The 8,349-nt window shown below is 45.5% G+C and carries 9 protein-coding genes; 3 read left to right on the forward strand and 6 right to left on the reverse strand.

The features are described 5' to 3' along the window. Positions 1-138: 138 nt before the first annotated feature. The gene (locus tag KVT36_RS29670; RefSeq protein WP_254640254.1) at positions 139-1,341 is read left to right on the forward strand and encodes a serine hydrolase; all 1,203 of its coding nucleotides are present in this window, start codon (positions 139-141) and stop codon (positions 1,339-1,341) included. Positions 1,342-1,501: 160 nt separating this feature from the next. Here the strand turns inward: KVT36_RS29670 and KVT36_RS29675 are convergent, their stop codons facing one another. Next, a complete protein-coding gene (locus tag KVT36_RS29675) occupies positions 1,502-2,479 on the reverse strand; it encodes a cation diffusion facilitator family transporter (RefSeq protein WP_217607056.1) in 978 nt (325 codons plus the stop codon). Between the two features lie 402 nt (positions 2,480-2,881). Between KVT36_RS29675 and KVT36_RS29680 the strand changes: the two genes are divergently transcribed. Next, positions 2,882-3,802: a S1C family serine protease gene (locus KVT36_RS29680; RefSeq protein WP_217607057.1), complete on the forward strand. Its 921-nt coding sequence runs from the start codon at positions 2,882-2,884 to the stop codon at positions 3,800-3,802. 254 nt (positions 3,803-4,056) lie between these two features. After that, positions 4,057-4,569, forward strand: a complete 513-nt coding sequence (locus KVT36_RS29685) for a hypothetical protein (RefSeq protein WP_217607058.1) — start codon at positions 4,057-4,059, stop codon at positions 4,567-4,569. A 5-nt stretch (positions 4,570-4,574) separates the two neighbouring features. Here KVT36_RS29685 and KVT36_RS29690 read toward each other — a convergent pair whose 3' ends face one another. The 5 genes from KVT36_RS29690 to KVT36_RS29710 all read right to left on the reverse strand — a co-directional run. Next, positions 4,575-5,594: a fatty acid desaturase gene (locus KVT36_RS29690; protein WP_217607059.1), complete on the reverse strand. Its 1,020-nt coding sequence runs from the start codon at positions 5,592-5,594 to the stop codon at positions 4,575-4,577. Between the two features lie 308 nt (positions 5,595-5,902). Continuing rightward, the gene (locus KVT36_RS29695; RefSeq protein WP_143080994.1) at positions 5,903-6,100 is read right to left on the reverse strand and encodes a hypothetical protein; all 198 of its coding nucleotides are present in this window, start codon (positions 6,098-6,100) and stop codon (positions 5,903-5,905) included. Positions 6,101-6,211: 111 nt separating this feature from the next. Next, positions 6,212-6,718, reverse strand: a complete 507-nt coding sequence (locus KVT36_RS29700) for a hypothetical protein (protein WP_217607060.1) — start codon at positions 6,716-6,718, stop codon at positions 6,212-6,214. A gap of 285 nt (positions 6,719-7,003) precedes the next feature. Continuing rightward, positions 7,004-7,699: a translation initiation factor IF-3 gene (gene infC / locus KVT36_RS29705; protein ID WP_217607061.1), complete on the reverse strand. Its 696-nt coding sequence runs from the start codon at positions 7,697-7,699 to the stop codon at positions 7,004-7,006. A gap of 125 nt (positions 7,700-7,824) precedes the next feature. Next, the coding region (locus KVT36_RS29710; RefSeq protein WP_254640256.1) for a threonine--tRNA ligase at positions 7,825-8,349 on the reverse strand (525 nt) is incomplete at its 5' end.

Raw genomic sequence — 8,349 nt, forward strand, 5'->3', positions numbered from 1 at the left:
TTCCGGCAAATTTGATATTGTCAAAAAATATGCTGTAGTTTGCTTCGTTTTTAGAATATTATTCACCATTATTGCTAAAAAGAGGGAAAGCACCGGGCTTTCTTTTATATTTTATAGTCTATTAGTTGTCATTGTTCAATGAAGCGATTGAAAGTTTTCTTTTATATTTTGACCATATCCGGTATTGCATTATACATTTCCGGATGCCAGAGCAACGCGGCGCGTGAAAAAAAGGCCCTCAACACACCAGGAGAATCGGTATACGATCTGGAAGAAACTGCTGCTGATAAAGCAGCCGTTCTCAACTCCCCCACTACCAAAAGACAACAGGCAGAACTTACTGACTTCTTTTCCCATAAATTATTGAGAACAGGTTTTAACGGCGCCATGCTGGTGGCAAAAAAAGGTGTAGTGATCTTTGAACAATACCATGGTATTGAAGATTACCAGAGCAAAATGCTGATCGGCGAAAGCTCCTCCTTCCAGCTGGCATCAGTATCCAAAACCTTTACAGGCATGGGCATTTTATGGTTAATGGAGCGTGGGCAGCTGAACCTGGAAGATACGCTGCAGCGCTACTTCCCCACCTTCCCTTACATGGGCATTACCATTCGTATGCTGCTGAACCACCGTAGCGGCCTGCCCAACTACCTATACTTCAGCGACAGCCTGTGGCAGAACCAGGATATTTTTCTTACCAATGCAGAGCTGCTGCGTATGATGGAGCAGCACAAACCACCGGTACAACATCAGCCCAATACCCACTTTCAGTACTGCAATACCAATTTTGCGCTGCTGGCTTCTATTATTGAAAGGGTAAGCGGGCAAAAGTACCCGGATTTTATGCGGCATACCTTTTTTGAACCGCTGGGCATGACAAACACCTTTGTTTTTGACCCCACCAGTACAAAACGGCCGCACCAGACCACCAGTCATAAATACAACCTGCGCCCGGAACCGGATACTTACCTGGATGGTGTTTTTGGCGATAAAGGTGTATACAGCACCGCACAGGATATGCTGAAATGGGACCAGGCTTTGTACACCGGCTTCTTTAAACCGGAAACCCTGCAGCAGGCCTTTACTCCTTACAGCAATGAAAAACCGGGCGTGCGCAATTACGGCCTGGGCTGGCGTTTAATGATAAACCCCGACAGCAGCAAAATTGTATACCATAACGGTTGGTGGCATGGTAATAATACCGTGTTCTGCCGGCTGGTACAGGATAGCACCACCATTATTATTTTAGGCAATAAATATGACCGCGGTATTTACCAGGCTGTAAAACCTATCCGTGCTATCATGGGGCATGGAGATGGAGACGAGGAAGGGGAAGAGTAATGTGCGGATGTGCAGATATGCAAATGGGCAGATGAAAAGAATGTGTTGATATGATGGTTTGTTGTTTAATGATATTTGATTGATTAATATAATAGAAAAGTGATAATCTTTAACAGGTACGGGTACATCTGCACATTTGCATATCTGCACATCCGCACATTCACCCGTGTTTCCGGTTTGGCAACACATTCCCGCGCGTCCAGGTGATCTTACCACTGAATTTTTCCTTACGTACAGGGCATTCCATCAGCTGGCAATAGTGGCAGCACACCGGCAGGCAGGGATCTGCATGGATAAAAAACTCTACTTCACTATTGGGGAATCCCTGGTTCACCAGCTTTTCCACCGCTTTCAGCTCATCATGCGCCTGGCTTAGCTCCAGGTAATAAGGTAGGGTAATATGGCAATCAATATGATAATTATTGCCGTATTGCTGCACGCGCATATTATGTACATCTATCCAGGTAGGCCTGCGGTGTTGGTTCAGAATGTTAATGACCTGGTCTACCACCTGCATATCGGTTTCATCCATCAGGCCGGATATAGAGCGGCGCAGCAATTGGTAACCTTTGCGCAATATCAGGATGCCCATGGCTACAGACACAACGGGATCCAGCCAGGTCCAGCCGGTGTAGTGAATAACTATGAGGGCGGCCACCAGTCCCAGGCTGCTGTATACATCCGTCATTATATGCTGCCCGTTGCCGGTAATGGTAATAGAAGGCAGCTTACGCCCCTCCCTTACCAGGTATTGGCCCAGCAGCAGGTTTATAAGTGTAGTGGCGGCAATGAGCCAGATACCCCGGGTCACATCCTCCAGCTGGTAGGTACCAATAAAGTATTGTACTGCTTTAAAAAGGATCAGGCAGCCGGCAATAAAGATCATAGCCCCCTCCGCCCCTATGGAAAAAAATTCCACCTTTCCATGCCCGTAAGGATGGTTGGCATCCCGCGGTTTGCCGGTCAGGTAAATGCTGTAACAGGCAAAAGCGCCGGCTACTACATTGATAATGGATTCCAGCGCATCAGACAGGATAGCTACGGAGTGTGTGAGAAAGTACGCAGTGAATTTGGCCAGCGTTAACAGGAAGCTGACGAGCAATGAGATCAGTATAATGCGAAATTCTTTCCGGAGCAATGGTTTTGGTGTTGGTGGAAGCTACAAAAGAAGTAAAAAAGGCTTAAAGAGGGAATAAGTTTTATTGGAAGAATTTGTTTATAAGGGGCTAATAACGTTCGTAACTAACATGGTATTAAATGGTTAGTTCAAAATTGATCAAACCCTTTAATATTGCGCAACGAACAAAAAGATTGTCTTTTATAATCCCGGCAGGTCAGATAACGACGATCGCATTGCATTGGGCAATATTGCTAACCTGTAATAATATAAGGACGGGCCGTCTCTTTCCATGGCGGCCCGTTGTTTATGAAGAACTTCGGACATCTTATCTCCTGTTTCATCCAACCCCTGCCGTTTTGTCTGCCTAAACGCCCTGGCCTGTTTTATGCGTAGCCATCCTTAATAAAAAAAGGAGGTGCTATGGATGCGTATTCTGAGATCATCCATAATGCGGTGGAAGCCGCAGGCAGATCAGTTGTTAAAATAGAACGGCTGGATGCCAACAGGAAAGTAACCGGGACCGGCTCAGGGTTCTTCTTTTCTTCCGACGGTTATCTCTTCACCAATTCCCATGTAGTACACCAGGGCCATTATTTCAATGTAATGCTGCATGATGGCAGCGTATACCCGGCTATTCTTTCAGGAGAAGATACAGATGCGGATATTGCCATCCTCAAAACATCTGCCTTTGACTTCCAGGTAGCGCAGCTTGGCGACGCCACTGCTTTGCAGATAGGCCAGCTGGTTATTGCCATTGGCAACCCGCTGGGCTTTCAGCATACGGTTACAGCCGGGGTGGTGAGCGCATTAGGCCGCTCTTTACACAGTGGTAATGGCCGTACCATGGACGACCTGGTGCAAACGGATGCTGCCCTGAACCCGGGTAACTCCGGCGGCCCGCTCATTAATTACAAGGGCGAGGTAGTAGGCGTGAACACCGCTATGATACAGGGTGCGCAAGGGCTTTGTTTTGCCATCAGCATTAACTCTGCCAAGATGATTGCGGCGGAATTAATGCAGTATGGTAAAGTGGTGAAGGGTTACCTGGGTGTGTTGTTGCAGCAGATAACGCTGGTGCCCAAGCTGCGCACCGGCCTGCAGCTGCGTAATAAAACAGCGCTGTTTGTAACAGGTGTGGAAGGCAAAAGTCCTGCTGCCAGGGCAGGTTTGCAGGATGGTGATATCATCATTGCCTTCAACAACAAAGAAGTAGAAACCGCTGATGCCCTGTTCCGGCAACTGGGACGGGAAAAGATCGGGCAGTTCCAGCACATAAAAGTGATCCGGCAAAACCGGGTACTGGAGCTGAGAGTAACGCCGGTAGAGAAAAAAGCAGCGTAATTGTTTGCCGGTCCCGGGGTTTTCCCGGAATGGAACGGGGCTGATCAAAATATGTTGATCAGCCCCGTTCTTATTTTGTATAAGATCAGAGATCTCAATATTATGAGGGCTGCTGCCTACACCTATGCGAACGCCAGCAACATGATTTTTTTCATTGGGTTAAGGGATTTTTTAATAAATAAATTGTACGCTTGTGTGACTAAAAACCGGAGTAAATACATTAATTTTTATTAAAATATAAACAGTATAGGTATATGTATCTGCGTACTGAGATCTTAAAGGACAATAGCCGTGATCATATCATCCATCTTACAGACTGGATCGGGGGTAATGCTTCGCGGGTGGATCAATTGATAGGCCTGTTCCTGCGTGATGAGTACCGCGTGGTGCAAAGGGCAGCCTGGATCATCAGCTATGTAGCGCAGGAACACCCGGAATTAATAGCGCCACACCTGCCGGCCATGGTACAACGCATGGAGGATGCCGGTATACCGGTAGCGGTTAAACGAAATGTAATAAGGGTATTGCAATTCCTGCCTATCCCTCCTGACCTGCATGGCCCGGTTATGAACCATTGTTTTAACTTCCTGGCCGATCCGGAGGAAACCATTGCTGTAAGGGCTTTTTCCATGACCGTGCTGGCCCATCTTGCCATGGAATACCCGGATATTAAACAGGAGCTGCGCCTGATACTGGAGGATCAGCTGGCGCAAAAAAATAGCCCCGGATTTACATCCAGGGCCAAAAAGGTATTAAAGCTATTGTAGTATTATTACTTTACCTCTACAGAGAATTTCTCTTTCACCAGGTCCATATCCGGTTTGGATTCGTCTGTCAGCTGCACTTTACCACGGTCTTTTCTCACCACCCTGGAGAACAAAGAGATCTCCTGGTCAAACAGGAAACGGAAGAACAGTTTTGTCCAGGAAGTGTGGTAATACAAAGAGTTATAAAAGCCGGAAGCGTTCTTACGGATCTGCGGCAGCTTATTCCAGGGAATGGAAGGAAAATCGTGATGCTCGTTATGGTAACCCACGTTAAAAGCTACCGTGTTCAATACACCATAGTAGCTGTAGGTTTCCTGCTCGCCATGGGTCAGGTAATGCTCCTGGATCCAGCGGGCGCCCAGGGGGTGCAGGCCTACTGAGAAGAAGAAGCTCAGTACCAGGAAGCTGATGGCTTTAGGACCCCAGAAATAGGATACTGCTGCCACAAAAACGATCTGTACCAGCCAGTTCAGCGCTATCCAGCCATCAAAAGGTTTAATTTCTTTTAAGCGGGAAATACGGAACACCTGGAACAGTGGGTAAAACAGTAACCAGAGCACTTTGCCAATGAAGTAATTATTGATCAGTCTGGCCTCCCAGCGGTTAGGCAGGTCAGCATCCAGCTCATGAATACCCTGGAAAGAGTGATGTTTAATGTGATAACGCTCAAAAGAAACTGAGCTGGGTACTATTTGCGGTACGTTGGCTAAAATACCGGCCAGGCGGTTAGCCTCCGGTTTTTTAAACAGCAGGCGGTGCGCACACTCATGGATCATTACAAACAGGGCGTGATCCGCAAAAGCGCCCAGCAGGTATGCAGCACCCAGTATCAGCCACCAGGACTGATCACGCAGTACAAAAGCCATTACAACCTGAAAGCTTACCAATCCAATGATTGCAAAGATGGTTAAAGGATTTTTCCCGATGAGTTTACGTATATCGGGATGTTGTTTGAGAATTTCCTTAGTCCTGATCCGGTGCGGCTCGCTTTCGGTTGAATACACGAAGTCTTTTCTCTTTGTCATAAACGGCAATATAGGGAGATAATGTTAAAATTACAATTTAGGAATAGTTAATATTTATTGTGAGCAAAGGTAAATATTTTGTTGGTTGTTAAAAAGATAAAAATTTACAGTAATGTCTGCCGGGCCGGGCTATGATGACGGTGGAAATAAAATATCAGACATACATTTGAAAGCTCAAAGTTAATCAGTGAATTGATCAAACTAAGGAAGGTCTTATAACCAGCGGCCAGCTTGCCTCATAGGCCATTTCGATGATGTGAATGGTATGTTTTGAGTGTATTTGGTTACGCCCCTGTTACCGGAAAGCATTAAATACTCTTTACGGCTAATCTATTCAATTCAGACAAACAGCTATCGTGCCGCAACATGGAATCGCCTGCCACCTGGTAGTACCGTACGCTGATCTTTGTTGGTTTGGGTTTTGGTTTTGGTTTCTTCACCCCCACGCTCACACAGGCATCGATCAGCATTAATATAATGCCTGCTAAAATAAACCATCGTTTCATGTTCGGTTTCATAGGATATATCACTAACAACATAAAGAACCGTTCCACACTTTTTGCGGAACGGTCCTTTTAAATATCATGACTGCATTTCCCTTCGTACAGGAGTCTACGTTAGTTCTTTCCAACAAATAATGACCAGTGGTCACTGAAGGGAATGTACGTATAATCCTTACCCATTTTAGCCTCTGTCCTATTATCACACAGGTCGTGATAATAGTAATAGTGGTTAATGTCTTTGTCCTCATTCTGGGAGTTCAGCTTGTAGATGTACAGGCTATAACGGTCGGTAGCATCACAGGGACCTTTTTCCAGGTTCACAGATGATACTTTCAGCTCCCGCATAAGATCGGTGATCATGGGGTTGCAAACCTTATTGGAATGGCTTTTAGCCCCCTCCTTGTCGCAATCCACAATAATGTACCGGCTATATTCAGTATGGTCAAGTTGAGGTACTATCAGTGAATCGATCATGTGATTCAGCCGCTTCAGCTTATCTTCATTCTGATAAAAGCTGGTCTTAAAATACTCTTCATTCGTTACTCCTTTACAGGAAGAAAGCAACATGGCTGTGATACAGACAAATAAGAGTGCGTGACAGTCTCTTAGATTTAACTTCATACGAGGAAAATTTAATAGTTAGCAACTTCAATAGTAAGGGGTCAATGTGGTCGCAAGCTGTCTTTATCCCTGATCTTGGTCTTAAGGTTCTCTTGGATAGTCTGTTTTTCATTGTCATCAGGTCAAAGGAAAAACCCGCTATTACATGACAATCACAAATATAATAATTTAATCTAATAATATAAATATATAATTTATATAAATTATGCACATAACTGGGGATAAAAAAACCGCTCTGAACTATCAGAGCGGTTTACTGTTGCTAATTATATGAGGATAAACCTATTAGTTGTTTCCTTCCGGTTTGCTTTCTACCGGGCGTGGGGCTGACGCAGGTGCAGGCTTTTCAGACGGCTCCCTGTTCTCCCTTGGCTCGCGGGGCTCTTTAGGCTCCTTAGGGCCGCCTTCTTTTTTCTTGGCTGCCTTTGGTGCAAAAATGGCGATCATACGTTTACCTTCCATGGTAGGCATGCCTTCCAGCGCTCCTACTTCTGCCAGGCGTTCTGCGAACTTCAGCAGGATCAGCTCACCACGCTCTTTAAACATAATAGCGCGGCCTTTGAACTGTACATAGGTTTTTACCTTATTACCATCTTTCAGGAATTTCTCCGCATGTTTGGCTTTAAAGTCAAAGTCATGATCGTCCGTATTCGGCGTAAAGCGGATCTCTTTCACCTCGCTTTTGTGCGCCTTGGCCTTCATTTCCTTTTCCTTCTTCTTCTTCTCGTACAGGAATTTATTATAGTCGATGATGCGGCATACGGGGGGCGTAGCGTTTGGGGATATTTCTACCAGGTCCAGTCCCTGTTGTTCAGCCATGTGTAAAGCCTCGTCTGTTCTATAAACGCCAACTTCCACATTTTCTCCTACTAGCCTTACTTCCGGTACACGTATCATTCTGTTGGTACGATGTTCTTGCTGTTGTTCCCTGCGAAAGTTCGGGTTTCTCCCGCGGTTAAAATTTGGTCTGGGTGATTGCATTAAAAAGAATAAAATTAATTAATAATTGTCCTAAGCTGCCGGTTATCAGTTTTTTACCGGCCTGTTTTACAAGTGTTACAAATTTAAGGTTAAATATGTAGCAATTATTATACCTCGATCGAAAATTATTCAAAAGGTTTCCGGTTCACTACCTCATCATTCACAAGGCCTATAAACTGGTCAAGGTTCATGGTTCCAAGATCGCCTTTTGCCTGCCTTCTTACAGCTACTATTTCCTCTGTGGCTTCCTTTTCGCCCAGTACCAGCATGTAAGGTACTTTGGCCAGCTCTGCTTCCCGGATCTTCTTCCCTATTTTCTCATTGCGGTCGTCTATCTCTGCGCGAATTTCAGCATTTTTTAACAATTCAGCTACTTTTTCTGCGTAGATCAGGCTTTTATCACTAATTGGCAGCACTTTTACCTGGGTAGGTGTTAACCACAACGGGAATTTACCTGCACAGTGTTCTATCAGCACAGCTACAAATCTTTCCAGGGAGCCAAAGGGTGCGCGGTGTATCATTACCGGGCGGTGTTTCTGGTTATCGGCGCCAATGTACTCCAGCTCAAAACGCTCCGGCAGGTTGTAATCCACCTGGATGGTTCCCAGCTGCCATTTGCGGCCTAAGGCATCCTTTACCATAAAATCCAG

This window comes from Chitinophaga sp. GbtcB8 (assembly GCF_019091455.1).
Classification (GTDB): domain Bacteria; phylum Bacteroidota; class Bacteroidia; order Chitinophagales; family Chitinophagaceae; genus Chitinophaga.